This is a genomic window from Aeromonas sp. 604282 (assembly GCF_049170575.1).
Taxonomy (GTDB): domain Bacteria; phylum Pseudomonadota; class Gammaproteobacteria; order Enterobacterales; family Aeromonadaceae; genus Aeromonas; species Aeromonas veronii_A.
Map to the genome: position 1 here is coordinate 1 of NZ_JAAKMV010000001.1, position 24,528 is coordinate 24,528.

General features: G+C 59.3%; 22 protein-coding genes. 13 read left to right on the plus strand and 9 right to left on the minus strand.

The genetic code is table 11. The features are described from left to right. Window positions 1-247 precede the first annotated feature (247 nt). Window positions 248-1,738: a M17 family metallopeptidase gene (locus G5367_RS00005; RefSeq protein ID WP_421243516.1), complete on the plus strand. Its 1,491-nt coding sequence runs from the start codon at window positions 248-250 to the stop codon at window positions 1,736-1,738. Window positions 1,739-1,760: 22 nt separating this feature from the next. Then, window positions 1,761-2,444 (plus strand): pyrimidine 5'-nucleotidase, encoded by a 684-nt coding sequence (gene yjjG, locus G5367_RS00010; protein WP_421243517.1) that lies wholly within the window; start codon window positions 1,761-1,763, stop codon window positions 2,442-2,444. 74 nt (window positions 2,445-2,518) lie between these two features. Here yjjG and G5367_RS00015 read toward each other — a convergent pair whose 3' ends face one another. The 3 genes from G5367_RS00015 to dusC all read right to left on the minus strand — a co-directional run bounded on the left by G5367_RS00015 (window position 2,519) and on the right by dusC (window position 4,795). Then, window positions 2,519-3,226 carry a substrate-binding periplasmic protein gene (locus tag G5367_RS00015; RefSeq protein WP_254204484.1) on the minus strand — a complete coding sequence of 236 codons (708 nt, stop codon included), beginning with the start codon at window positions 3,224-3,226 and terminating at the stop codon, window positions 2,519-2,521. A gap of 158 nt (window positions 3,227-3,384) precedes the next feature. Next, window positions 3,385-3,753, minus strand: coding sequence for a TraR/DksA family transcriptional regulator (locus G5367_RS00020; protein ID WP_216978879.1), 369 nt, complete (start codon window positions 3,751-3,753; stop codon window positions 3,385-3,387). Between the two features lie 97 nt (window positions 3,754-3,850). After that, a complete protein-coding gene (gene dusC / locus G5367_RS00025) occupies window positions 3,851-4,795 on the minus strand; it encodes a tRNA dihydrouridine(16) synthase DusC (protein ID WP_421243518.1) in 945 nt (314 codons plus the stop codon). Between the two features lie 218 nt (window positions 4,796-5,013). On the opposite strand from dusC, the gene G5367_RS00030 reads away from it, so the two are divergent. The 5 genes from G5367_RS00030 to nfo all read left to right on the plus strand — a co-directional run bounded on the left by G5367_RS00030 (window position 5,014) and on the right by nfo (window position 10,430). Further along, window positions 5,014-5,391, plus strand: a complete 378-nt coding sequence (locus tag G5367_RS00030) for a YbaN family protein (RefSeq protein WP_421243519.1) — start codon at window positions 5,014-5,016, stop codon at window positions 5,389-5,391. Window positions 5,392-5,525: 134 nt separating this feature from the next. Continuing rightward, the gene (apt, locus tag G5367_RS00035; protein WP_005352403.1) at window positions 5,526-6,071 is read left to right on the plus strand and encodes an adenine phosphoribosyltransferase; all 546 of its coding nucleotides are present in this window, start codon (window positions 5,526-5,528) and stop codon (window positions 6,069-6,071) included. Between the two features lie 172 nt (window positions 6,072-6,243). Further along, entirely contained in the window at window positions 6,244-8,823 is a 2,580-nt protein-coding gene (gene dnaX, locus G5367_RS00040; protein WP_337073822.1) for a DNA polymerase III subunit gamma/tau, read from the plus strand. 114 nt (window positions 8,824-8,937) lie between these two features. Further along, window positions 8,938-9,267 carry a YbaB/EbfC family nucleoid-associated protein gene (locus tag G5367_RS00045; RefSeq protein WP_041210739.1) on the plus strand — a complete coding sequence of 110 codons (330 nt, stop codon included), beginning with the start codon at window positions 8,938-8,940 and terminating at the stop codon, window positions 9,265-9,267. Between the two features lie 320 nt (window positions 9,268-9,587). Further along, entirely contained in the window at window positions 9,588-10,430 is an 843-nt protein-coding gene (gene nfo / locus G5367_RS00050; protein WP_216978875.1) for a deoxyribonuclease IV, read from the plus strand. Between the two features lie 96 nt (window positions 10,431-10,526). On the opposite strand, the gene G5367_RS00055 is transcribed toward nfo, so the two are convergent. Continuing rightward, on the minus strand, window positions 10,527-11,432 hold the full coding sequence (locus G5367_RS00055) for a LysR substrate-binding domain-containing protein (protein ID WP_335840825.1): 906 nt from the start codon (window positions 11,430-11,432) through the stop codon (window positions 10,527-10,529). A 102-nt stretch (window positions 11,433-11,534) separates the two neighbouring features. Between G5367_RS00055 and G5367_RS00060 the strand changes: the two genes are divergently transcribed. The 4 genes from G5367_RS00060 (at window position 11,535) to G5367_RS00075 (ending at window position 15,973) form a co-directional block, all read left to right on the plus strand. Beyond that, on the plus strand, window positions 11,535-12,527 hold the full coding sequence (locus tag G5367_RS00060) for a TDT family transporter (RefSeq protein WP_216978873.1): 993 nt from the start codon (window positions 11,535-11,537) through the stop codon (window positions 12,525-12,527). Between the two features lie 255 nt (window positions 12,528-12,782). Further along, window positions 12,783-13,772: a lauroyl-Kdo(2)-lipid IV(A) myristoyltransferase gene (gene lpxM, locus G5367_RS00065; RefSeq protein ID WP_337073821.1), complete on the plus strand. Its 990-nt coding sequence runs from the start codon at window positions 12,783-12,785 to the stop codon at window positions 13,770-13,772. 149 nt (window positions 13,773-13,921) lie between these two features. Beyond that, window positions 13,922-14,917 carry a lauroyl-Kdo(2)-lipid IV(A) myristoyltransferase gene (locus G5367_RS00070; protein ID WP_337073820.1) on the plus strand — a complete coding sequence of 332 codons (996 nt, stop codon included), beginning with the start codon at window positions 13,922-13,924 and terminating at the stop codon, window positions 14,915-14,917. A 195-nt stretch (window positions 14,918-15,112) separates the two neighbouring features. Then, on the plus strand, window positions 15,113-15,973 hold the full coding sequence (locus G5367_RS00075; protein WP_005346020.1) for a PA4780 family RIO1-like protein kinase: 861 nt from the start codon (window positions 15,113-15,115) through the stop codon (window positions 15,971-15,973). Between the two features lie 143 nt (window positions 15,974-16,116). Here G5367_RS00075 and G5367_RS00080 read toward each other — a convergent pair whose 3' ends face one another. Next, entirely contained in the window at window positions 16,117-17,349 is a 1,233-nt protein-coding gene (locus G5367_RS00080; protein WP_337073819.1) for a GGDEF domain-containing protein, read from the minus strand. A gap of 263 nt (window positions 17,350-17,612) precedes the next feature. Next, a complete protein-coding gene (locus G5367_RS00085; protein WP_421212381.1) occupies window positions 17,613-18,107 on the minus strand; it encodes a prolyl-tRNA synthetase associated domain-containing protein in 495 nt (164 codons plus the stop codon). Between the two features lie 166 nt (window positions 18,108-18,273). Here G5367_RS00085 and G5367_RS00090 point away from each other — a divergent pair, with 166 nt between their 5' ends. Together G5367_RS00090 and G5367_RS00095 are read left to right on the plus strand one after the other, a co-directional pair. After that, window positions 18,274-20,700, plus strand: coding sequence for a DNA polymerase II (locus G5367_RS00090; protein ID WP_270904849.1), 2,427 nt, complete (start codon window positions 18,274-18,276; stop codon window positions 20,698-20,700). A 74-nt stretch (window positions 20,701-20,774) separates the two neighbouring features. Continuing rightward, entirely contained in the window at window positions 20,775-21,026 is a 252-nt protein-coding gene (locus G5367_RS00095) for a DinI family protein (protein WP_005333426.1), read from the plus strand. Between the two features lie 177 nt (window positions 21,027-21,203). Here G5367_RS00095 and G5367_RS00100 read toward each other — a convergent pair whose 3' ends face one another. The 3 genes from G5367_RS00100 to G5367_RS00110 form a co-directional block, all read right to left on the minus strand. Next, window positions 21,204-22,067, minus strand: a complete 864-nt coding sequence (locus G5367_RS00100) for a DUF2927 domain-containing protein (protein ID WP_421293775.1) — start codon at window positions 22,065-22,067, stop codon at window positions 21,204-21,206. A gap of 26 nt (window positions 22,068-22,093) precedes the next feature. Continuing rightward, window positions 22,094-22,597, minus strand: coding sequence for a M48 family metallopeptidase (locus G5367_RS00105; RefSeq protein WP_421293776.1), 504 nt, complete (start codon window positions 22,595-22,597; stop codon window positions 22,094-22,096). A gap of 125 nt (window positions 22,598-22,722) precedes the next feature. Beyond that, complete coding sequence (locus G5367_RS00110; RefSeq protein WP_421293777.1) at window positions 22,723-24,366, minus strand: hypothetical protein; 1,644 nt, start codon at window positions 24,364-24,366, stop codon at window positions 22,723-22,725. Between the last annotated feature and the right edge of the window lie 162 nt (window positions 24,367-24,528).

Sequence of the window (24,528 nt, forward strand, 5' to 3'; positions counted from 1 at the left end):
GCGGGGTGGAGCAGCTCGGTAGCTCGTCGGGCTCATAACCCGAAGGTCGTCGGTTCAAATCCGGCCCCCGCAACCAATTCTCTGAACGTTACCTTCCTGCATTGCCAATCATTGAACAATCCTTCTTGATGCTCGTCACCATCTGGTGATTGCTGCTATTTCTGACGCTTTTTCAAGACCAAAACTGGTCGTATCAACCATTTGTTGGGTATCATCAGGTATCTCTTCATGGATGAGGCTCTCGCCTGTGATCACACCCTTCACTTATCTTCCTCCTGCTATTGAAAGCCGGGATGCCACGCTGGCCGAAGCCCTTGCCCAGGGACTGCCGTTGCAACTGCTACTGATCGCCGAAGAGCAGAAGGAGGCATTACTGTCGTTACCAGCCCTGTCGGGGATCAACACCCAGTTGGCGCTTGGGCAAAAAGCACCCTTCACCCAGATGCATGGTTCCACCCTGTTGCTGGTCATATTTGTGGCTGGCAATGTGACGCGGGATCACCGTCTTTATAAGCAGGTCAGAGGCTGGATAGCCCCTCTTTCCGGGCTCAAGGTTGAACGGCTCGGGCTGCATCTGGAAGGTTTTTCCCCCTCCGAGCGGGTGATGCTGGCAGAATTGATGTTGTCCGCTCTGTTGGCCGCCAACCTTTCGTTGCCGACCAGCAAAAGCCGCAGCGGAAGTGGCTGGAGCTATCAGCAGTTGTCTGTTTCTCCTGCGGTGGTGCTGGATCTGGCTCGTATCTATAGCGAAGCGGGGGGCAATGGATTGGCCCGTCATCTGGCGGTGTTGCCCGCCTCCGAGCTGACGGCGGCCAGCTATCGCGAGTTTGTCAGCCAGCTTGCCCATGACGAAGGTTGGCAGTGCCATCACTATGATCAGGCACAGTTGGCCGAGCTGGGGGCCGGCGCCTTTTTGGCCGTCGCCCGTGGCTCGGAAGATAATCAGGGTGCCATGGTCAAGCTCAGCTACTACCCACCCAAGCCGGTGCGCCGTATTGCGCTGGTGGGCAAGGGGATCTGCCATGACTCCGGGGGCTATAACCTCAAAGTTTCCGGCAGCATGTATGGCATGCATCTCGATATGGGGGGTAGCGCAGTGGCGCTGGGTGCTCTCTACGCCATCAGCCGTGCTCAATTACCCTACGAGGTGCACTGCTGGCTGGCCATTGCCGAGAACCATATCGGCCCTCACGCCTATCGTCCAGGTGAAGTGGTGACCGCCATCAATGGCATCTCCATAGAGGTGGTTGATACCGATGCTGAAGGGCGAATGGTGCTGGCCGATACCCTGGTAATGGCGGCGCAGGATACCCCTGATCTGCTGATCGATTATGCGACCCTGACCGGGGCGTGCAAGCGGGCGCTGGGCAGCCGCTATAGTGGCGTCTTTACCAATCGCAGTGAATGGCTGGCATCACTGGTCAAGCTGGGTCAGCACAGTGGCGAGCGAGTTTGGCCCTTCCCGCTCGATGAGGATTACGATGACAACATCGAGAGCGAGTGGGCCGATCTGTTGCAGTGTGCACCAGGTAGCTCGCCGGATCATATCGATGCCGCCCGCTTTCTAGCTCACTTCGTGCCCGAGCAGACCCCCTGGCTACATTTTGATCTGAGCGGTTTTCGCAATAAGGGTGGGAACGGGGTGGTATCCAGTGAAGTAACCGGTTTTGGTGTGCGGCTCACGCTGGATCTGCTGGCTGGCCCACTGGGTCGAGTGGGACATTCAGCTTGCGAATAATCTAACTGATACAAGGATTTCTGTGAAACAACCAAGCTATGACTGGGTGCTGTTCGATTTGGATGAAACCCTGCTCGATTTCCCGGTGACACAGGCGCTGGAGCAGACCCTCTGCTTCTATGGCGTAGAAGTGGATGAGGCTGGCATGGCCGCCTATCACACTCTCAACCACGGCCTGTGGCAGCAGTACAACAATGGTGAGATAGACGCTACTGCGTTGCAAGAGACCCGTTTTTCCCGCTTTGCAGAGCAAGTCAATGTTGACCCGATGGTAATGAACAACACCTTTCTGGCGCAGATTGTGGCTTTGAGTATGCCCCTTGAGGGAGTGGTGGAGACGCTGCAGCAGCTGAAGGATAAGGTGAAGATGGGGATCATCACCAATGGCTTCAGCGTTCCCCAGCGGGGACGGCTCGGTAAACTGGGTTGGAGCGAATGGTTCGAGCCGCTGGTGATCTCCGACGAGATCCGGGTGACCAAACCAGCGCCAGCCATTTTCCAGCACACCCTCTCGCTGATGGGGGCTCCGGATCCTGCCAGAGTACTGATGGTGGGTGACAATCCCAAGACCGATATTGCCGGTGCGGCTGCACAGGGGCTTGCAACCTGTTGGTATAACCCGCGCAAGCAGGGTGACGAATGTGATGCCACCCACGAGATCCATCACTTCTCCCATCTAACTGACATCGTGCTCGGTCAGGATTGAAGATTAAGTTGTGCATGATGTGTCGTTGAAAGGAACCTGCTTAGAGAACAGGAGAGCCATCGGCTCTCCTGTTGTTATTCTGCGAGCGAGGTATGGGTGTAGCGGGTCAGGATCTGTTGATATTCTGGACTTTGCTTGAGTTGGTCAATCGCCTGATTGAGTCGATCCAGCTGTGCTTGCGATGTGCTCTTTTTGCTGAGCATAAGATGGACCGGGGTGCGCTCGATACGAAGCAGGATATGGAGCTGTTTCAAGGTAATGCCCTGATCTTTCCACTCTTGCAAGCTGTTCGGGTCGAGGATAAACCCCTGGATCCGCCCGCCATTGAGCATCTTGAGCAGTTGCTCCAACGTGAACCGTTCCTGCAGCCGAGTTTGAACTTTGGGGTCGGCGACAAGGCGGCGGAACGCCTCACCGTAGTCAAACCCCTTGAGCAGGCCGATATGAAAATCGGGAGTGTTGATCAGCTGCTCCAGAGTCGTGATCTTGCGCCAGCGCGGTTCATCCTCTTTGCGGATGATGATGACCGTTTCCTCTTCCCGATAGGGGTGGCTGAAGCGGGCATATTGCTGCCGTTCGATGGTGATGTTGGCTGACATGGCCAGTTGTACCGTGCCAAATTCTAATTCGTGCAGTACCCGGGTCCATGGCATTTCAATGAAACGGGGTTGATAGTCAGCCCGCTGCAGGATGGCGTTGAGCAGTTCGATATCCAACCCTTGCAACTGATGCTGTTCGTTGCGATAGCTGAACGGTTGCCAGTTGCTCCAGCCAACGACCAAAGACTCCTGTGCATTAACCTGGCAGCATAAACACCATAACAACAAGAGTCTGTACACGACTCATCCCCTCGAACCGGCTCATATAGTCGAGTATTGGACAGGAATGGGAGTGTCACCAGTGATACGGTAAAGAGAGGATGCACCGGCAGGTGCATCTTTCAGAGCTCGTGGGCGTGGAATCCCTTGCGATAACGGGCTTCGCAGCGCGGGCAGCGTTGCAGGGTCGGATCCTGTTCCAGCTGTTCAATGGCCAGCGGCTCTTCACAATCGGAGCAGAGGCCATAGAGGCCGAGATCCATCTGGCAGAGTGCTGCATCGATCCGCTTGAGGCGGGCCACGCTCTGCTCTACCTTCGGCAGATCAAGCCGACTGGTCAGTTCTACAAGTTGATCCTGCTCGCAGTGACCGACCTGTTCGGCCCATTCATCACGGCGGCAGGCTTTGAGCTGACCGATCAGCGTTTCTCGTTCTTGGGCCCAGTCGGACAGCAGGCGATTACGCCAGACAGCCAGCTGTGCTTGCGTCATTTCACACACATTATCCCCCACAGGACAGACAGCAGTTTCGGGGCAGTATAGGGATCCGATAACTCTATCAAGATGACATGCGTCAAGTTAAACGTGGTTAGCCGTGGCTTTTGGCCGCTTGCAGCAGGGCATCGCGGATGGGGTCGGTCTCTTTGAGTACCCTGATCTCCTGAAACAGCAGGTCCGCTTCGGGATATTCCCGCTTGAGATAGCTGAACCACTGCTTGATACGGCTGGGGTAGTAGTCGGCTTTTTCGCTGGCCAGATCCTGCTCGGTGTAGCTCACCATCAGCTGCAGCACCTCGGCCCAGCTCATGTGCGGGCAGCCGGTTTTCATCACGTTGGCCAGATTGGGCAGAGAGATGGCGCCGCGCCCGACCATCAGGGCATCGCAGCCGGAAACGCGGGCGCAGGCGAGGGCATCCTGATGATCCCAAATCTCGCCGTTGGCGGTGACGGGGATGGGCAGGGCGCGGCGAATGGCGTCCACATACTCCCAGTGGGCGGGGGCCTTGTACCCTTCGCGCTTGGTGCGGGCATGGACGGCCAGCTCGTTGGCACCTCCCTGGTAGACCGCTTGGGCGTTCTCCAGGTAAAGATCCTTGTCATCGTAACCGAGCCGAATTTTGGCGCTCACCGGCAGATGGGTTGGCACAGCGTCCCGCACCGCCTTGACGATGCGGTAGATGGTCTCGGGCTCTTTGAGCAGCACTGCGCCCCCCTTGCTCTTGTTGACCGTGGGGGCGGGGCAGCCGAAGTTGAGATCGACCCCGGGGGAACCGAGCTCGATGGCGCGCACAGCGTTCTCGGCCAGCCACTCGGGATGTTGCCCCAGCAATTGCACCCGCACCGGGGTGCCTGCGCGGGTTTTGCCATCTTGCAGCAGTTCAGGGCAGAGGCGATGGAACACCTTGGCGGGCAGCAGTTGGTCGACCACCCGGATAAATTCACTCACGCAGAGGTCGTAATCATTGACGGAGGTGAGTACCTCCCGCATCAGGTGATCCAGCACCCCTTGCATGGGGGCCAAAATAACGCGCATAACCGGTTCCGAAGGACAAACATAGAAAAAAGAGCGCAGATTGTAGTGGTAACGGGTCAGGTTGTCAGCCGTCACGCCATGGGAATGGGCAGGTTCAGGCCATTACTGGTTCACAAGCCCCGTGATCCGGGGCATCAGTTGCCGTGATAATGGGAGTCGTTGTCAACATGGGGGCGGATCCTGTTAGGATGGCGCAAGAGCATGCAAGAGGGGCTGCGATGAAACGTTGGTGTTTGATGGGGTTGGGCTGGCTGGCATTCGTAACTGGCATCATCGGCATAGTGCTGCCCCTGTTGCCGACCACGCCCTTCATGCTGCTGGCGGCGGCGCTATTTGCCCGCTCGTCCCCCCGTTTTCACCACTGGCTGCTGGCCCATCCCTGGTTTGGCCCACCCATTGCAGACTGGCAGCAGTATCGCGGTATTCGCCGTCATGCACGGCGGCGCGCAATTATCTTCATTCTGCTCACCTTCTCGGTGTCGCTGGCGGTGGTGCCGTTGTTATGGGTCAGGGGGCTGCTGCTTCTCATAATGGTGATCCTGCTCACCTGGTTAATGCGTCTGCCGGTGCTGGAGCCAGTTGCAATGGAGAAGTGAAGTCCCTAAGCTATTGCGGCAATAATGCTATGGAGTCGGCCTGTCATTCTTGCGTGACAGGCTTTTTTATTTCCCGCTGGCGGGAAGACTAAGATAAAACGGCCATCCTGGGTCGAAAAACAAACGGTCAAACCATGAATCCGGAAACCCTGAAATTTATCGAAGCGAGCATCAAGACCATTCCCGACTATCCGAAGCCGGGCATTCTGTTTCGTGACATTACCAGCCTGATCGAGAACGCCGAGGCCTTCAAGGCCACCATCGATCTGCTGGCCAATCATTATCGTGATCAAGGGATCACCAAGATTGTTGGCACCGAAGCTCGCGGCTTCATCTTTGGCGCACCGGTTGCCTACGCCATGGGACTTGGCTTTGTGCCGGTCCGCAAGCCGGGCAAGCTGCCGCGCGAAGTGATCGAGGAGTCCTATGCCCTCGAGTACGGCACCGATACTCTGCAACTGCACACCGATGCCATCGTGCCCGGTGACAAGGTACTGGTAGTGGACGATCTGCTCGCCACTGGCGGTACCGTCGATGCCACCGTCAAGCTGATCCGCCGTGCCGGTGGTGAAGTGGCCGATGCGGCCTTCATCATCTCCCTGCCCTCTCTGGGGGGGGATGCCCGCCTGACTGCCGCTGGCATCAAGGTGGTCTCACTGGTCGAACTGGCTGGCGAGTAATGCCTCTTCGGCCCGATCCTCTGCATCGGGCCTGCGTTGAACCGATGCCTATGTGGGCATCGGTTTGAAAATCAAGCGATCCCTCCCGCTCTGACCGATAGCCGATACAGCCAGCCCGCCATTTGTGTTAGCATCCGGCCTCAATGCCCTGTCTTCCCTGCATGATGGATTTATGAGCTATCAGGTTCTGGCGCGTAAATGGCGCCCCCATACGTTTGAACAAGTGGTTGGTCAGCAACATGTGCTGACTGCCCTGACCAACGCCCTGGATCAGGGACGGCTGCATCACGCCTATCTGCTGAGCGGCACCCGCGGCGTCGGCAAAACCACCATCGCCCGTATTCTGGCCAAGAGCCTCAACTGCGAGCAGGGGATCAGCAGCCATCCGTGTGGCGTCTGCGATACCTGCCGCGAGATCGATCAGGGCAACTTTGTCGACCTGCTGGAGATTGACGCGGCGTCCCGCACCAAGGTGGAAGATACCCGCGAGCTGCTCGACAACGTGCAGTACCGTCCGGCCCGCGGTCGCTTCAAGGTCTATCTCATCGACGAAGTGCACATGTTGTCGCGCCACAGCTTCAACGCGCTGCTGAAAACCCTGGAAGAGCCGCCCCCCTATGTGAAGTTTCTGCTGGCCACCACGGATCCGCAGAAGCTGCCCATTACCATTCTCTCGCGCTGCCTGCAGTTTCATCTGAAGAGTCTGGATCAGACCCAGATCGCTAAGCAGCTCGAATGGGTGCTGGATCAGGAGGGCCAACCCTTCGAACCGCGCGCCCTGCTGGCCCTGGCCAAAGCGGCTGACGGCAGTATGCGCGATGCCCTGAGCCTGACCGATCAGGCGTTGGCCCACGGTAACGGCAGCGTGCGCCTCGACAGCGTGCTGGCGATGCTGGGCACGCTCGATCACCGTCATCTGCACCAGCTTTTGGAAGCCATTTTGCGGCAAGATGCGCCGGCAACCATGGCCAAGATCACCGAGATCGCCACCCTTGGTCCCGATTTTGATCAGCTCCACGCAGAGCTGGAAGGCTTGCTCCATCGCATAGCCATGGCCCAGCTGCTACCTGCCAGCGTGCAGGAGCAGGGGGCGGATGCTGATGCCCTGCTGCAACTGGCCAAGGCGATGAGCCCGGAAGAGGTGCAGCTCTGCTACCAGATTGTGCTGGGTGGCCGCAAAGATCTGCCCTGGGCACCTGATGGCCGCACCGCGCTGGAGATGACCTGCCTGCGGATGCTCGCCTTCTCGCCAAGGCGCGATGCCCTGCATCCTGCCAGCCTCACCGCATTGCCCCCGTCAATGACAAGCAGTGCAACTCCGGTAGTCTCTTTGCCGGGAAAGCGCCCGGCCGCTGAATCGGCCGCTCCGGCACCGATCAGCGGCGCCGTGCCTGCACCGTTAGCCAGCCCTGTTGCTACCAGTGCTGTGCCCGTGGTGGATCTTTCCCTGCCTGCGATGACTGATGACACCGGCAACCTCGCAGACAGCGAGGAAGAGGCGCAAGCCGCCGAGCTGTTCAGTCAGCAGGATGAGCTGCTGCGCGAGGCGACCGGTATGGGTTATCAGGCCGAGTCGGCCACGCTCTCTGGCGTGAATAGCGGCATGGCGGTTGACGCTGCGAGTTGGGGAGAGAGGGCTGCTGCAAACCCGACACTTTCGGTACCAAGTGACGCCGCTCAGATGGCTGCAGGGGAGATGGCGCCTGTACAGATGAATTGCGCTTCGACTGCGCCAGCTCCGGAAGTGCTTGAGCCAGTCTCGGCGGTGTCGACCATGCAGAGTCTGCTGGGCAAGCGCAATATGCTGCGTAGTCGCCAACGTGGAGAGAGCAGCGCGCCAGCACCTGCGCCCCGTGCGGTGCCGGTTGTGCCTGTGCGTCAGGCTGCTGTCCCTGCGCCAGATGCGAAGCGTGCAGCGTCGTCTGCTATCAGTCAGGCTGCAACCCCAAGTGGCTCCGCCATGGGGCAGTTTGGCGAGCAGCCACCGGTGGATCTCTATACCGACAGCTACGACGAGTCCAGCGATAACGGGGATTACGAGGAGTACCTCAGCCAGAGCTTTATGGCCTCGCCAGTGCCGGATCCTGTTCGTAGTTCATCCAATCACACCACACCTACTGCGATCCAACCCGCGCAGCCGACCGATCTGCCACCCTGGGATCTGGAGGGGCAGCCTGCTTGGCATGATAGCGTTCGTCAGGAACCAGCACCGCTGGCACCAGCTCTACTGCCCCAGGTTCAACTCGAGAGTGAGCCTGCTCCTCCTCAGCCGGTGATGGAGACCATCGACTGGGATGAGCTCGAGAGCGACAGCGAGCCGCAAGAGGGGGAGGCGACCCGCCTTATTCCCTCCTCGTTGCTCAATGGTTGTGGTGACGCTTGGGCCGAGTTGATTGCTCACACCCAGGTGGGTGGTCGGCTGCGCCAGCTCGCCATCAACTCGGTGATGACGCGGGAAGGGGATAAAGTCCTGCTAACCCTCAAGCCCGAGCAGCGCCATCTGGTGAGCGACAAGGCGCGCGCCGATCTGGCCGAGATCATCGGGCCTGCGCTGGGGCAACCGGTACAGGTCGAGGTAACGCTCGGTGTGGTGCCTGACAAGGAGACTCCCCTTGAGATCGAGCATCGCCTTTATCTCGGGGTACGCGAGCAGGTGACCCGGGATCTGGAGCAGGATCCCAACGTACAGTTTTTAGTTCAGCGGTTTGGTGCCGTGCTCCATCACGAGAGCATCGAGCCCCTCAACCGCTAAATTCCGTGGCCGGGAGCTGGCTCCCGGTTGAAAAGCAGTTTGGCTGTCCCCATCTAGGACAGACAAGCCCACAGCCCGGCGCTGGATGCCGGATTTCAAGACGAGAGACGACATATGTTTGGTAAAGGTGGAATGGGTAACCTGATGAAACAGGCCCAGCAGATGCAAGAGCGTATGCAGAAGATGCAAGAGCAGCTTGCCCAGATGGAAGTGACCGGTGAAGCCGGTGCCGGCATGGTCAAGGTCACCATGACTGGTAGCCACAGCGTCCGTCGCATCGAGATCGATCCCTCCCTGATGGAAGATGACAAAGAGCTGCTGGAAGATCTGGTTGCCGCCGCTTGCAACGATGCCGTGCGCCGCGTGGAAGAGCAGAATAAGACCAAAATGGGCGAACTGACCGGTGGCATGCAACTGCCGCCAGGGTTCAAGATGCCGTTCTAAGGCGACTCTCCCCGCGCATTCTTGCTCCCTTGTCGCTAGCCATTCTGGCCATGGCAAGGGATACGTCCGAGGGACCCCAAAACGCAGCAGTTATCGCCCGTGCGATAGCGCTGCGTTTTTTATGCATGCTATGCAGGTATGGACCGGATGGATCAGCCCCCTTGTGGGGAGAGGTGGCCACCACACAGGTAAATTACGTCGTGAATTGCTACGCCTCGCAGAAGGGGGCGCTATTTGTCGATACCTGCTATCGGATATCCCGGTTTGGCCCGGAGGGGCGGGATCGGCATAATGGCGGCTTGCCGTATTGAGGAGATTGTATGAAATATATCGGAGCCCACGTCAGTGCGGCCGGCGGGGTGGAGAATACCATCGCCCGTGCCCAGGCCATCGGGGCCAACGCGTTTGCCCTCTTTACCAAGAATCAGCGTCAGTGGCAGGCGGCCCCCTTGTCGGATGCCACCATCCGCGCCTTCAAGGCGGCCTGTGACAAGGCCGGTTTTCTGCCGCAGCAGATCCTGCCCCACGACAGCTATCTCATCAACCTGGGCCACCCGGATCCCGATGCTCTGGCAAAATCCCGCGATGCGTTTCTCGATGAGATGAAGCGCTGTGAGCAGCTGGGGCTTTGCTATCTGAACTTCCATCCAGGTAGCCATCTCAAGCAGATCCCAGAGGCGGCCAGCCTCAAGCTGGTGAGCGAGTCGATCAACTGGGCACTGGAGCGCAGTGAAGGGGTAACGGCGGTGATCGAGAACACCGCCGGGCAGGGGACCAATCTCGGCTGGTCGTTCGAGCACCTCGCCACCATCATCGAGGGGGTGGAGGACAAGAGCCGGGTCGGGATCTGTTTCGATACCTGCCACGCCTTTGCCGCCGGCTACGATCTGCGCACCGCCGAGAGCTGTGCCGCCGTCTTTGCCGAGTTCGACCGCACGGTGGGTTTTCACTATCTCAAGGGGATGCATATCAACGGTGCCAAGTGCACCTTCGGCAGCCGGGTCGATCGCCATCACAGCTTGCGCGAGGGCAATCTGGGGGAGGCGGTATTCCACCACATCATGAATGATGATCGCTTCGATCGCATTCCGCTTATCCTCGAAACTATAGACGAGTCCATCTGGGGTGAGGAGATCAGCTGGTTGCGCAGTCTGGCGCAGTGATACCGAACAGGTGAATCAAAGAGAGGGAGCCGTGGCTCCCTCTCTGCTTTTTCCGTCATTGGCGGGCGGGCCGGCCAGCGGCGCTCCGAGCGGGCGTTACTCTGCGTGGCTCACCTCGGCATCCTTCACCTGAGCTCGGCAGAAGTGGATAAAGTGGCGCAGGGAGGTGGAGTGGTACTTCTGCTTGTGCCAGATAAGGGAGAGCTGGCGCGGGAAGCGACGGGAGAGGGGCAGGGCGATCAGTCGCCCATCTGCCAGGCGATCCGAGGCTGCCAGCCGGGAGATAAAGGAGATGCCAAGCCCCTTCTCCACCGCCAGCATCACCGCCTCCAGGGTGTTGAGTTCAAGCCCTGGTTGCCAGCGGGGCAGCTCGGGCTGGATCTGCTGGATAAATTGCTCGCGACTGCCCGATTGCGCTTCACGCAATACCCAGGTCTCGCCCCCCAGACGGGAGAGGGAGAGCTCCTTCTTGTTGGCAAGCGGGTGACCGGGTGGGGCCACCACCAGCATCTCGTCCTGCAGCCAGGGTTCGGCGAGCAGGTCGGGGTGGTGGTTCTCCCCCTCGATCAGCGCCATATCCAGCTCGAAGTTGGCCAGCGCATGACAGAGCAGGTGAGTGTTGTTGATGGTCACCTTGGGGGGGAGCCCCAGCTCCTGTTTGCTGCTGGCGAGCAGGGTGGGGAGCAGGTAGTTGCCGATGGTCTGGCTGGCACCAAGGCGCAACTGGCCGCTCGGCTCGGCATCGGGGCTGAACAGGTTCTCGATATCCTGCATCCGGGTCAGCAGCTCTTCGGCGGCCGGTTGCAGCAGGCGCCCCTCGTTGTTGAGCTGCAATCTGGGGTGAATGCGGTCAAACAGCGGGGTGGAGAGCTGGCGCTCCAGCTCCTGCAGCGACTGGGAGACAGCCCCCTTGCTCAGGCATAGCTCGTTGGCGGCAAGGCCAAGATTGCCATAGCGGGCAATGGTGGCGAACACTTTCAGCTGCTGCAGGGTCAGTTTCATTGTGTTTGGTTTTCCTGAATGATTGATTCAATTCATTTAGATATCGTAAACGATAAGGGGCCATTATCCTATCGCCATCGTCATCAATAGAAAGGTGTCATCATGATCGCAAGAACCCGTAAATCACTGGCTGCCGCCCCAACCCCTATGGCGGGTTTGGCGCTGGGCATCGCCAGCCTTGGTTGGTGTTGGGAAAATGCCGGTCACTTCGATGGCCGGATGCAGCTGCTGGGCGCCGCCATTGCGGCCGTGCTGCTGGTGATCCTGACCTTCAAGTTTCTGCTTCACCCCCGCCTGCTGTTGCAGGATCTCGCTCACCCCGTGGTGGGTAGTGTGGTACCGACCTATGCCATGGGCACCATGGTGGTCTCGAAAGCGCTGGGTATGATTGCACCGCAAGCGGGCGAAGCCCTCTGGCTGTTTGCCGTGGCAGTTCACCTGCTGTTCCTGGCCACTTTTATCTGGCATCGCGCCAAAGAGTTTGAAATCCACCACATGGTGCCGAGCTGGTTCGTGCCGCCGGTGGGGATCATCGTGGCTGACGTCGCCTTCCCGGGCGGTCAGTTTGCCCCGCTGGCCAACGGTCTGCTCTGGTTCGGGATCATCTGCTACGGCCTGATGCTGCCGCTGATGCTCTATCGCCTGATCTTCAGTCATGAAGTGCCGGATGCCGCCAAACCGACCATCGCCATTCTGGCTGCCCCTGCCAGCCTCTCTCTGGCCGGTTACCTGACCGTCAACCAGGAGCCGTCACTGCTGCTGGTGGCCGTGCTGCTGGGGATTGCCATTCTGATGACCGGTATCATCTATCTGGCTTTCATCAAATTGCTGCGTCTGCCCTTCTCGCCAGGTTATGCTGCCTTCACCTTCCCGCTGGTGATCGGTGCCACTGCCCTGTTCAAAGTAGCCCATCTGGTTGAAGGGTTTGCGCAAGGGAGTCACTACGTTGAGCAGATAAGATTGCTGGCCCACTTCGAGCTTGGGGTTGCTACCGTGATCGTCGGGTATGTGGCGCTGCGTTACCTGATGTTTTTTCTGCCGCAGCGTGATACCGAAATGAATAACGGCATTACCCGCCAGGGTGCTCACCGCTGACGCTTGACGATGTGATATCGAAAAATGGTCAAGCAGTGCGCTCCGAGAGCGACGGGATAAACGGCCAGTCATACGATGGTTGGACCAAGAGCCACCACTCTGGTTGTGTAACGAACAAAATGCCCCGTAGTGCGGGGCATTTTTTTGTGGTTCTTTGACCTCGCGCTCGTGCCGGGCTGCTGGCCATGGAATTAACTGGTATTACCTGTCAGGATGACTACAATGCAGCACAACTTTTTTGCTTGACCCCGAATCATGTCTCCCCAAGATCCCGTATTTAATTCCTCCTTTGAAACCCGTTTTCTGCATCCCCGTTACTGGTTCAGTTGGCTGGCCCTCGGCGTATTGATGCTGCTGGCGTTTGTGCCGGTACGATTGCGCGATCGTTTGGCCGATGCCCTGGCGCCGCTGGTGTTTCGCGTCTCTAAAAAACAGATCTATATCGCCAGAACCAACCTGGAAATCTGCTTCCCGGACAAGAGCCCGGAAGAGCGGGATGCCATTGCGCTGACCTCGATCCGGGTCGGCCTCAAGAGTTTGCTGGGATTTGGCGAGTTCACCATGCGCAGTCAGCGTTATCTGATGAGCCGGATGCAGGTGAGTGGATGGGAACACATCGAGGCTGAGCGGGTTGCCGGTCGGCCGGTGATCCTGGTGGTTCCCCACACCTGGCCGGTGGATGCGGCCGGTTATTGCTTCACCCAGCGTGGGGTGCCGATGTGCACCATGATGAAACGGGCGCGCAATCCGGTGTTTGACTGGCACCTCAACCGGGCGCGAGCCAAGAACGGTTGCCGCGTCTATGAGCGCAGCGCCGGGATCAAGGCGGTGATCCGAACCATCAAGAGTGGTCGCAGCTTCTTCTACTTGCCGGATCAGGATCATGGCCGCGAGAAGAGCATCTTTGCCCCTTTCTTTGGCCACCCCAAGGCGACCCTGCCAGCTTTGCCCCGTCTGGTGCAGGTGAGCGGCGCCAAGGCGGTGCCGCTACTCGCCTGCTATGACGAAGAGCACCACTGCTACCGGTTGGAGATAGATGCGCCGTTTGACAACTATCCCACCGAGGAGGTGATGGCCGATACCTGTCGGATGAACGATATGGTGCAACAGCAGCTGACGCGCCATCCGGGCCAGTACATGTGGTTCCTCAAGATCTTCGATACCCGTGAAGATCAGGAGGGGCCGGATGGCCTCTACGAAGCGGGGATCCAGCGGATCCGCAAGGGATTGTCGCCCCATGGTTGACCCTGACACCGGATTTATTGAAATGGCCCGTTGTGGGCCATTTTTTATGGTCACTCGTCTGATCAGTACCTGCTGATCGGCGGACAGCCTGCTCAGGGTAGAAAAAAATGTCAGGATAACTACAATAACCGCTTGTTTTTGATGACTTGATGGCCGCCATGTCCCCGTTAGATCCGGTATTTGATACCTCATTTCATATTCGCCTGCTGCATCCCAAATGGTGGGGCAGCTGGTGCGCGCTGGGCCTGCTCTCCCTTTTGGCATTTACTCCTGCAAGGCTGCGGGATCGTTTTGCCGATCTGGTCTCTCCAACCCTGCTGCGTTTCTCGAAAAAGCAGGCCTATATTGCCGACACCAACCTCAGGATCTGTTTTCCCGAGCTGGACGCCGCCGCACGGCAGGCACTGCTGCTCAAATCGATCCGGGTCGGTCTCAAGACCTTTATGGGCTTTGGCGAGCTCAGCTGGCGCAGCAAGGCTCGCCTGACCCGCCGCGTCAAGGTGAGCGGCTGGGAGCATGTGCAAGCGGAGCAGACCGCAGGCCGTCCGGTGATCCTGGTGGTGCCTCATACCTGGGCGGTCGACATGATTGGTCGCTACTTCTCCATGATGGGCATCGAGATGTGCACCATGATGAAGAGCCCGAAAGATCAGGTTTTTGACTGGTACATCAACCGCGAGCGGGCCAAAGGGGGCAAGGTCTATGAGCGCAGTGTCGGTATCAAGCCGGCGATCAAGTCGATCCGCGCTGGCGCCAGTTTTTTCTATCTGCCGGATCAGGATCACGGCCGCGAGGCGAGCGTGTTTGTTCCCTTTTTCGGCCGCCCCAAAGCAACCCTGCCGGCGCTGCCCAAGCTGGTGAAGCTGACTGGCGCCAGAGCGGTGCCCATCTTCGCCAGCTATGACGAGGATGAGGGGTGCTATCTGTTGGAGATCGAGCCGCCGTTTGACCCTTATCCCACCGCCGATCTGCTGGCAGACGTCAACGCCATGAACCGGGTAGTGGAGATGCAGGTGGCACGTCATCCCGAGCAGTACATGTGGTTTCTCAAGATCTTCGAAACCCTGGAGCATCAGGAGGGGGATGACGGACTCTATGAAGCGGGTATTCAGCGTATTCGTCAGGGCTTGCCGCCCGAGCCTTGAAAATTGGCCCGCTTGCGGGCCAATTTTGTTGGCATCGAGATCTTTCGTATGTGGTCTGTTGCCGGTGGTTTTTAAGGTGAACGGGTGGACAAAAACAGCGCAAACAGGGGATAACAGGGTGTCTTATGTCAGGGATAGGCAGGTGCGTGTGCGCGGAGCTATCTTCGAGAGCGGAAATAGGGTAAAAGGGCGGCCATGAAAATTCCAAATCGAATCCAACCTCTGGTTGATGACGGCCTGGTCGATGAGGTCGTCAGCCGGTTGATGAGCGGCAAAGAAGCCGATGTCTATGTGGTGCGCTGCGGCGACGAGATCCGTTGCGCCAAAGTTTATAAAGAGGCATCCAAGCGCAGCTTCAAGCAGGCCGTGGTCTATCAGGAGGGGCGCAAGGTGCGGGGCAGCCGAGATGCTCGCGCCATGGAGAAGGGCTCCAAGTACGGTCGCAAGCAGCATGAAGAGGTGTGGCAGAACACCGAAGTCGATGCCCTGTTCAAGCTGGCGGCGGCCGGTGTGCGGGTGCCACAGCCTTATATCTGCCTCGATGGCGTCCTCTTGATGGAGCTTATCACCGATGAGGATGGCAATGTCGCGCCACGCCTCAACGATGTGGCGCTCACTCCCGAGCAGGCGGTCATCGATCACCACAAGGTGATCCGCTATGTGGTGCGGATGCTCTGCGCCGGCCTTATTCACGGCGATCTCTCGGAGTTCAACGTGCTGGTGGATGAACATGGCCCTGTCATCATCGACCTGCCCCAGGTGGTGGATGCCGCCGCCAACAACCAGGCCAAGGCGATGCTGGAGCGCGACGTCAACAACATGCGCAACTACTACGGCATGTATGCACCCGAGCTGCTCAAGACCCGTTATGCCCAGGAGATGTGGGCGCTGTTTGAAGATGGCAAACTGACCCCCGAGAGCGAACTGACCGGTCACTTTGAAGAGAGCCGCGCCGCCATCGATCTCGATTCGGTGCTGCAGGAGATCGAGAGCGCCGAAGAGGAGGCCTATGCACGTCAGGCCAGGCTAAAGGCTGAGCAGGAAGACAGCTACTAACGGTTTTGCCACGTTCGCAAAAAGAGCGCCTCCGGGGCGCTCTTTTTATTGTGCTATCTGCCTGGTTGACTCCTGTCGGGGTGATGGCATGACAGAGAGTTGGCAATATGGTGGAGACATCTATTCTATCCGGCCAGCAGGGCTCATGAGAGAAGATGATCGGGCTGCAGTGGCTGCGGTTCGCTGTGGTGGGGCTCCTGCACACAGGCCCGTTGCCTTCCTGTCTGTTTGGCGGCGTAAAGCGCACGATCGGCCCGCAGGTAAGCGTGCTCGAATCCCTCGTCAGGATGCAGCGAGGTGAGGCCGATGCTGAGGCTGATGGGGCCACCGGCCAGCTCCCGCGTCGCATCGGCGATCTGTTGCTGCAGGGTGTGGCAGTAGTGAGTGAGATCCAGTGGCTGCGCGAGCAGCAGCGCCAGCTCATCGCCGCCAAGCCGACCGGCCACCCCCTCGGCAGGCAGGGTATTGGCGATCACCTGCCCCACGGCCCGCAGCATGTCATCACCGGCGGGGTGGCCGTGGCGGTCGTTGATCTGCTTGAAGTTGTCCAGATCGATCAGCAGCAGCTGGCAAGGGGATGTTGTGCCGCCGCGCTGTGCCACTTGTTGTTCGAAATAGTGGCGGCTGAACAGGCCGGTCAGTTCATCCTGATTGGCGCGCAGCTCCAGTTTGCGCTGAGCCTGCATTAACGCGTGCTGTTGGCGTGTATGAACCAGGCTCAGCAGCAGATAACTGCGGGCGATGGTAAAGAGCAGGCTGAGCAGTATCACCGGCCCGAGCAGGGGGTCGGTGAAGGTATTGGCCGCCAGTTCGGGGTACCAGAGGTGTTTGGCGATCCGCAGCAGTTGCAATAACAGTTGCAGGCCGAGCAACAGGATGGCAAAGCGCAGTACCCGATAGACAGGGACCAGCCGCTGGTAGCGCCAGAGCTGCCAGATAAGCAGCGCAATCTGCAGCGAGAGCACGCCGGAGAGTACGATGATCCGGCTGTGAACATCAGAGAGGGGGTGCTGCAGGGCGGTCAGGGCAAACAGGGCGAAACCGCCGAGGGTAACGGCGGGAAGCAGCCAGCCCAGCTGGTCCGCTTCACGTCGAAAGAAATGACGCATCCCCCTTTCATAGAGCGGGATTGTCGTCATCAATAGCAAGTTGGTGCAGAGAATATTGGCAAGGGAAGCATCTCCCTCAAGGGGGCGCAGCAGCAGGCAACTGAATGCCCCCGCGATTACAAGTTCCCCCGCAGACCAGTAGCTCAACGCTCGGATATGGCGATGGGAGTGCCACATGGCGGCGAAAATGGTGGCGACCCCCACATGTGACAGCGTGACAAACAGCACCAGACTCAACAACTGGGCCGAGGAAAACAGACTTGGCATCAAGGGGCTCTCTGGGAAGTCACCTGTGGACGAACGGGCGATGGGGTATCGCCCGCTGGCAGGATCCGATCACAACATGAATTCAACCTATGATCAATTGGTTAAATGGTCGAATCTGTTTGCTCTCTACTTCTTGCACGATGGCCACAGCTGACTCGATTTATCAGGGGATAAAGGGAGATCTTATTGTTTTATCGGGCAATTGTGCTGCGAGAAATATGGCCGTGTTGGCGACACTGTTGCCCCCACCGCCAGCCCTCGTGTTAATCGCAGGTTGCAGCAGGCAAGCGCATTACGATGGCCTCCCTGCCCAGATGGGTCAGCAGACGGCGCACGTCGTCGAGGCGGATGATCAGAGTGGCGGTGTTGACCAGCGGATGGCACTGCACCTGTTCGGCCTGCCAGATGGCTTCGTCTACCACCAGCTCTACCGCTTTTCCCCTATCGCGCACCATGGCGAGCAGGGTCACCGAGCCCGGGGTGAGGCCGAGCACCGCATCGAGTCGCTCGGGTGAGCCAAAGCTCAGCCGTTTGACCCCGAGCATGGCTGCCAGCCCCTTGAGGTCGACCCGGTTCTCCTCCGGACTCACCACCAGAAACAGCCGCTCGCTTTTCGGGTCGCGCAAAAAGAGGTTCTTGGTCTTGGCGGCGGGCAGGTCGGGCAGCAGCCTGCTCGCCTCCTCACAGGTATACACCGGGGGATGTTCAACACGCTGGTAGGGGATAGCCAGCTGATCCAGCAGGGAATAGATTGCCACAAAGACTCCTTTTGTCGGCGAAGAGTGGTCAGAACGGGATGGGCGGGAATAACGACCGGATCGAGCTTACCAGTTTGACTCCCGCCTCGCAGCCAGCGTGACGATTGCGAGCAGGTACTGTATGAACGTACAATGGTGCTATTCTCGGACAGCCCCTTTACGCTTCATGACTGCAACCCAGCCCACCGTACCCGCCACTCCGCCCCTCGACGGTTTTATCCTGACCCGCCACGGTCGGGACGTGCGCGGTCGCAACGGGCAGGCTGCAACCACCGAAATCGTGATGTGGCTCTGGAGCGCGCAGGGGCCGGTGCGGGTGGTGGTGCCGGGGCAGGAGCCGGTGTTCTTTTTGCCACAGAGCCATATGGCAGAAGCCGCCGAGCTATTCAAAGGGGCCGGGGTGAGCGGGCGGTTTCGCCGCCTGCCGATGCACACTTTCGATGGCCGCCCTGTGGTGGGCTGCTATTTCGCCACCCTGAGTGCCTTTCACCGCGCCATCGAGCTGCTGCTTATTCGCGGGCTGGAGCACTTTGAGGCGGATATCCGGCTGCCGGAGCGGTTTCTGATGGAGCGTTTCATCACAGCTGGTGTGCGTTTCGATGGCCGGGCGGTGAAGAAGGGAGGCAAGCAGGGCTACTGGGAGGTGAACGAGGCGCGCTGCGCGCCGCAGGCGGTGACGCCAACCCTCTCCTGGGTGTCGCTGGATGTGGAGTGCGCCATGGACGGGGCGCTGTTCTCGGTCGGCCTTTACAGTGAACAGGATGCGCGGGTCATCATGATCGGCACCCCGGAATCGGATGCCGAGAGCTGGGGCACTCAGGTCCAGTGGGTAGAGGACGAGAGCGCCTTGCTGAGTGCGCTGGAGAACTGGTTCAGCCTGCATGACCCCGACCTGGTGATTGGTTGGAACGTGGTCAATTTTGACTTTCGCCTGCTGCTACGCCGCGCCGAGCTTAACAAGCGGCGGCTGCGGCTCGGGCGGGGGCGCGAGCTCTGCTTCTGGCGCTCGTCACGGGGCGATCCCCAGACTGGCAACGTCATTATCCCCGGGCGCATGGTGCTCGATGGCATCGATACCCTGAAAAGCGCCACCTGGCAGTTTGCCAGCTATAGCCTGGATGCGGTGGCGAGCGAACTGCTCGGCCGTGGCAAGGATATCGAAGATGTGGCCAATCGGGGGGAGAAGATCACCGAACTGTTCCACTCCGACAAGGAGGCGCTCGCCCGCTACAACCTGGAAGATTGCAAGCTGGTGTGGGAGATCTTCGATTTCTGCCACCTCATCCCGTTTGCCATTGAACGCGCCTCCCTCACCGGCCTGGAGCTGGACAGGGTGGGGGGCTCGGTGGCGGCCTTTACCAACCTCTATCTGCCGCGGCTCCATCGCGGCGGCTACGTGGCCCCCAATCTGCCAGCCGACGGTGGGCTCGCAAGCCCAGGTGGCTATGTGATGGACTCCAAACCCGGTCTCTATCGCCATGTGCTGGTACTCGATTTCAAGAGCCTCTATCCCAGCATCATCCGCACCTTCTGCATCGACCCCATGGGGCTCATCGAGGGGCTGCAGCATCCCGAGCACGCTATTCCGGGCTTTCGCGGCGCCATGTTCTCCCGCGAGCGGCACTTCTTGCCGGAGCTCATCGCTACCTTGTGGGCGGCGCGGGATCGGGCCAAGGCCGCCAGCAACAAGGCGCTCTCCCAGGCCATCAAGATCATCATGAACTCTTTCTACGGCGTGCTGGGGTCGGGGGGCTGCCGTTTCTATGATCCGCGCCTTGCCTCATCTATCACCCTGCGTGGCCACAGCATCATGCAGCAGACCCGCGAGTGGATTGAGGCGAAGGGGTTCGAGGTGATCTATGGCGATACCGACTCCACTTTCGTTCATCTGGGGCGCGAGACCAGCCCCGATGAGGCGGACGAGATCGGTCAGCGACTGGCGCAAATGATCAACGATAACTGGGCTGCACTGATCAAGCGCGAGTTCGATCTGCCGAGCTATCTGGAGATCCAGTACGAGACCCACTACCGCCGCTTTCTGATGCCCACCATCCGCGGCTTGGAGAAGGGCAGCAAGAAGCGCTATGCGGGGCTGGTTGGCAAGGCCAGCGAGGGGAGTGAACAGCTGGTGTTCAAGGGGCTCGAATCGGTGCGTACCGACTGGACCATGCTGGCCAAGCAATTCCAGACCCGCCTCTATGAGCTGGTGTTTCACGATGAAGATCCCAGCGGCTATGTGCGCACCATGGTGGATGAGACTCGCGCCGGTCGTCACGACGATCTGCTCATCTACCGCAAACGGCTGCGCCAGAAGCTCGAGGAGTATCAGAAGAACGTGCCACCCCATGTGCGGGCGGCGCGGCTGGCCGATGAGGAGAACCTGCGTCGCGGTTTGCCCCTGCGTTATCAGCATCGGGGCTCCATCGCCTATCTGATGACCCTCAATGGCCCAGAGCCGCTGGAGTACCGGCGCAGCGCCATCGATTACGAACACTACATAGACAAGCAGTTGCGGCCCATTGCCGATGCCATTCTGCCCTTTATCGGCGAGTCGTTCGACCGGATCTGTGGTCAGCAGCTGGATCTTTTCTGATTGGTGCAAGATGGCACTTTACTTCCCATGAATACTGTATAAAAATACAGTTATAAATCATGGAGAAGTTTCCTATGCGTCTTGAAATCATCATCGACAGAAAACATCAGATCCCGACCTCGACCATGGAGGCGCTGCGTCAGGAGCTGCTCAAGCAGCTTGGTGAAAAATTCCCCGACATCCATGTGCGGGTCGCGCCGGGCAGTGCCATGGCTCTGACCGTCAGCCGTGCCAGTAAGGAAGACAAAGAGCTGGCCGAAGCCATGGTGCAGGAGGTGTGGGAGAACGCCGAGAGCTGGATGCCGGAAGAGAATGTCGCATCCTGATCCCGCTCGGTCAGTGGATAACACGGGCGTTGGATACATGGGCGGCGTATAAACGTGCATGCCCGATAACGCACCGTTGATCCTCGGATAACAAAAAACGCAGCCAGGTGGCTGCGTTTTTTGTGGGTGGTGAGAGGTTCGCGGTGGCTTGTCTGGCTCTGGGGTGAGCCAGGCCCGTTACAACCCCGCCCAGCTTTTCAGGCTCTGCTGCTGCACCCGGCGATTGGCTTCGCGGATCTCCCCTTTGGCGCGCAGATCCTTGATTGCGAGCGGCAGGGCTGCGCGTACCTCATCGCTGCTCATCCCGGCCTTGAGGGCTGGGTGATAGGCTAGCTTGAGCAGCACATAGTCGAGGCCGGTCAGGAAGCTGTCGATGCTGTTGTCATTGAAGATGGAGGGAAACACCTTGTCCGAGTCGTTGGGCAGCCCCATCACTTGGGTAAACTCCTCCACCACGCAGTCGAGAAAGCGCCCCTTGGCGCGGCTGTAATCAACCGGAATGATGATGGTGGCACTGCTGATCTCGTGCTGCTTGTTGGTCGCAAAGTGGCCGATGCAGAGCCCCTCCTTGAGCGCGGCGTTGACCGAAGGTGTGTTGCCCATGGTGCGGTTGGCCCAGCTTTTCATCCGCTGGTAGTCGGTCATGATGAGGGTGAGGTTGGGTTTGCTGGTCACCATGCTGATAGGGTGGCCGGTGATGCGGGCGAGGTGGGCGGCTTGTACCTTGACCACCTCCGCCTGCAGCGGCTTGTCCCCCGACTCGTTGATGAGCTGCAATCGCACCGGTTGCTGCCAGCGGGTGAAGCGCGGGTGAGCGGTTTCGTGATACTCCCGCTCCATGGCGATGGCCATAAAACTCTCGGTGAGATAGCTGTCGCTCTGCCAGCGCTCTGCTCCTTGTGAGAAGAAAGAGCAGAGCGTGAGCAGGGCCAGCAGCCCGTGTGACACGCACCGGGGAGGGCGGGCTGCGCGGCACAAATTGGCAATGACCACATTGGCAATAACGTGCGGGGCGCTAAAGGGGATAGCGGCAAATGACATGTTTCCTCCTTGAAACCACCGTCAACCTAGCGGTTGGCCTTGTCGATATCGCGCCAGGTGAGCCAGAGCCTCAGATCAAACTCCAGTTGATGATAGTCGGGCTCCATATGCTGGCAGAGCTGGTAGAAGCTCTTGTTGTGATCCTTCTCTTTGATATGAGCCAGCTCGTGCGCGACGATCATCTTGAGAAAGGGGGTGGGTGCCTCCTTGAACAGGGCGGCGATGCGGATCTCGTTCTTGGCCTTGAGCTTGTTGCCCTGTACCCGGCTGATGTAGGTATGCAGGCCGAGGGCATCCTTGATGACGTTGATCTTGCCGTCAAACACCACCTTTGACAGGGGGGCCGAGCTTTTGAGGTAGCGGTTTTTCAGCTCCATGGTGTAGGCGAGCAGCGCCTTGTCGCTCTGGATCTGGTGGCTCTCCGGATAGCGCTTGGCCAGCATCTCGCCAAGTTTGCCTGCCGCGATCAACTGTTGCACCTGCGCCTTGAGCGCTTCGGGATAGCCCCCGAGATAGGTCAGTTCCGCCATGTCTGTCACCCGTCACATCCAAAAGTGGGCCATTGTAGTCATCGCTGGCCTGCTTGCCTACCGGTGAGGAGTGAGGGGATGGAAAAAAGGCGGCCAAATGGCCGCCCTTTGCGTCTCAGCACTGGTTATCGGCGACGATAGAGACCCGGATCCACCTCTTCATAGTGGCTGGTCAGGTATTGATAGAAAGCGAGATGGGAGGGCGAGCTCGGCTTTTTCAGCTCCTCGCTCACCCGATCCGGCTTGGCGATGATGAATTTGGGGTTCTGGCGCTGGATGTCCGCCAGCACACGAGCCCGCACGTCATAAGGCGGGTTGACGTTGGCAAAGAAGAGATAGGCTGAGGCCGGCTGACGATCGGTCCAGAGATAATATTGCGGCTGGATACCATCGACCCAGATTTTGTCGCTCGGGCTGGTTTCGGCCTTGATGCGATCGACCCGCACCTGCGCGGCCGGGTTGAAGGGGCGCCCCTTGATCGTTCCTTCCCAGGCGTTGTTGATCATCAGCAGCAGCATGGCCAGGGTGGCGAGCCAGGGGGTAGCGCTGCGCACATCCCAGGCGCGCCACAGGGGCACCAGAATGAGTACCGGCAGGGCCCACAGCAGACTGGTGCCGAGCACCTCGTTAACCCGCTCGAGGGACCACTCCTTGGTGCTCCAGCCGAAGACCAGCTGCTGGGCCAGCAGCCAGCTGGCAGTCAGCACCACCAGCGAGATGCAGAGCAGGCCGAGGGCATCGGCCTTCTGCTCGCTGCGATCCAGCAGTACCGCCAGCGGCAGCAGAGCCAGCTGCAGATAGAGCACATCGTAGTGATCGAACACATGGCCGGAGACCGAGTTGGCGATCAGGGTAAACAGCACGCCAAACAGGGTTGCCAGCAGGGCGGGCAGATACCACTCCTGACGGCGGCTCAGCATTAGCAGGATGAAGGGGGGCAGCAGCATTACCAGACCGGTGCGCAGCAGGCCGACGGCGCCCACCATGGGGGAGAAGCCATTGCCGTAGCTGCCCTCGAAGAAGATGTCGAAGGCGTAGTATTTGAAGGCCGCCAGCAGATCATGTTGCTGGAAGTAGGCGTAAAGCGGGCCGCCAATCAGCGCCAACCCCAGCAGGCTGGAGATGAGCAGCAAGATGGCATCACGCCACTTTTCGTGCAGACACCAGTGGCAGAACAGCACCAGATACCAGGCCCCCCAGAAGGCGCCGTTGTTGGTGCGCATCCAGGCGACGATGGCGAAGGTGAGGGCCGCCACCAGCGCGGGCCACCAGCGAAATCCCTTGTCCAGCAGCAGGGTAATGAAGGCCCACTGGGCGATGAGGGCGAGGTGGAAGGTCCAGTCCTCGGTCATGTTGCCGTAGTAGTAACGGGTACCGTAGAGAGCCAGCACTGCCAGCATGGCGCCGAGCCGCGCCTTGAACGAGAGGCCAAGTTGGGCAAAGGCTTGCCAGCTGGCTAGCAGTCCGAGCCAGCATAGCACCCACTCCAGCGCCCAGATCCCGACAAAACCACCCATTCCATAGCCCAGCGCGTCGAGGGCGAAGATCATCGGCCCCTTGATGTCGATCATGTCGCGATAGAGCACACCCCCTTCGCTCCACATCTTGCCCATCACCGCGAACAGCGAGGCATCAAAGCCCGGCGCCATGGCGTAAACAAGCGGGTTGCGCAGACAGAAGAGCAGCGCCAGCAGGGCGGTCAGCAGCACGATGGCTGGCTTGATGCCCGGGTTGACGCGAGGGGGAGTGAAACGGATGGAGTGATTCATGAAGTCGCCTGTTCCTGCAGCTGGTCTTGAAAGCGGGCCTATCTTGCCGAGCTAGTGAGTACGATGCAATGGGGCGGGCCCGTGTGGGACAAATATTCTCGAAAAAGCCCGGTTCCTGGAGGGAACCGGGCGCTGGCTGCGGCAATATAGGCCATCAGGGGG